The sequence below is a fragment of the Ferruginibacter sp. genome (genome assembly GCF_031430955.1).
GTDB lineage: Bacteria > Bacteroidota > Bacteroidia > Chitinophagales > Chitinophagaceae > Ferruginibacter.
The window spans coordinates 1-1,935 of record NZ_JANPCM010000130.1; the positions used below are offsets into that span (position 1 = coordinate 1).

Consider the following 1,935-nt stretch of genomic DNA (forward strand, 5'->3'; position numbering starts at 1 on the left):
GTTATATCGCCGCGATGCGGCAATTCCCACCGGGATAGATTGGCGGTGGGGTAATCTTTGTTGTGTTCAATATTTCTGCCCCGTTCTAATACTAATGTCTTCAATCCTTTTTCACATAATTCTTTTGCAGCCCAGCCGCCGCTGATGCCGCTGCCAATTACAATCGCATCAAAAGTATTTTCTTTAGTTGCTTTTGTATTTAAGTTTGCTTGTAATGTATCTGGCATGTTATTTTTTTTATTTACCCAACTTTATTGCTATTATGATGCTTCATTGGCCTGGCCTAAGGCGAGACACTCTTGTACAGTATATTTTTATTCAGCCTCTTCAATTCATATTTTCTTTTTAAATATCAAACCATCTGCACTCATTGCACCAGGACCCGTAAATAAAAACACTACTGCCAATAAAATAAATAAGAACGGATGCTGATCTCCCTGGAATATTTTCCCTTTATCTCCCAATAAAAAAATTACACCGGTAAAGGCTGCGATGGCGGCAACTGATGCCAGTCTTGTAAATAACCCTAAAGTAAAACTAATTCCCGCTAACAGTTCTGCAATCTTTCCTGAGTAAGCCCATATTTGTGGATTGGAATATTTTCTTTCTACAAACCAAGTGCTGTACATGTTCATTTTTTCTGCATCAAAACTTTCCCAGCCATGCCATACCAATAAAATGCCTGTGATAATTCGTACAATTGCGATGCCATAGTTTTGCGCAATGGGTGTTGGTGAAAAGAATTGGTTCATAAAATTATTGTTAGTTAAGGGAATTAATTTTCATTTTTTTGTTTCAATTGCCCCAAACTTTAGTTCGGGGGCAAAGAGCAAAAGATTATTGGCTTTAGCCAAATTACTTAAAGCGTTTTTTTTATTTGGCTAAAGCCAATACAATTTACAATTTATATCCCCGTGCTGAAGCACGGGGCAATTAAAAAGCATTCATGCTGTACCCAAATCTAATCAGGCACGGATAATTGAATTGTAATTTCAAAATTTTCTTTTTATCATTTTAAAACTGAAACCGCTCTCCTCCTTTCAATACTTTATATGGTTGGTTTATTTTTTCTGCTTCTCTTACAAATTCATTTACATCTGCTGTATTAAATTCAAATAAATCATAGTGGCAGGGAATAACAATTTTCGCATTGATAGCTTTACCGAGTTCCGCTGCTTCTTTACAATCTAAATTGCCAGCCACTTTTCTTTCGGGTTTATTTCCATTAATAGGCAACAACGCCACATCAACTTGAAAAGGTTTTAATAACTCCACCATTCCATCAAACCATAAAGTATCGCCACTGTGATAAATTTTATACTCCCCAAACTCAATTACATAACCCATGTATTTGCAATTGCTTTTTTCATCCCGGTCTATTTCATTATGCTTTGCAAGTATGCCATGAAAAGTAAAGCCATCAATGGTTACGGATTGTCCATCATTTAATCCAATTGGAAAATCATTTTTGCATTTTATTCTGTCTGCTACAAAAATTCTATTGGCTTCGGGAATAATAAATTGTATCCCCGGATTATTTTTTAAAACAGGGATCAAAGTTTCTGCATCCAGGTGATCGGTATGATTATGACTGGAAGTAACGATAGAAATATTTTTTAATAATTCTGGCTTTACAACCAACACACTGATTCTTGCATGTGGTTTATCTGTTGTTAAATATTTTTTTGAGAGTGAATCGGATAAGTATGGATCAAGTAAGATTCTTTTGCCCTTCCATTGTAGCAGGTAGCCGCTTTGGCCAAGCCACCACAGATGAAAATGTTTTTTATCGTTAAGAAACGAATCTACTTCCCTAATAAGATCTTCATTTTTTAATTTTGCAACAATCATATATTTTTATTGAGTAGAATTATTTTTTAGTCAGCAAAATTTGCAAAAGGACGCATACCAAATTCATGTTTAAAATCTTTTATT

At 34.9% G+C, this 1,935-nt stretch carries 3 protein-coding genes; all 3 read right to left on the reverse strand.

Translation table 11 applies throughout. From position 1 onward, the window contains the following. Nucleotides 1-227: NAD(P)-binding protein (locus tag ACY65O_RS03530; RefSeq protein ID WP_462219469.1), on the reverse strand; the 227-nt coding region annotated here is incomplete at its 3' end. Between the two features lie 105 nt (nt 228-332). Then, the gene (locus ACY65O_RS03535) at nt 333-752 is read right to left on the reverse strand and encodes a DoxX family protein (RefSeq protein WP_462219470.1); all 420 of its coding nucleotides are present in this window, start codon (nt 750-752) and stop codon (nt 333-335) included. Between the two features lie 262 nt (nt 753-1,014). Further along, nucleotides 1,015-1,851: an MBL fold metallo-hydrolase gene (locus ACY65O_RS03540; RefSeq protein ID WP_462219471.1), complete on the reverse strand. Its 837-nt coding sequence runs from the start codon at nt 1,849-1,851 to the stop codon at nt 1,015-1,017. Nucleotides 1,852-1,935: the final 84 nt, after the last annotated feature.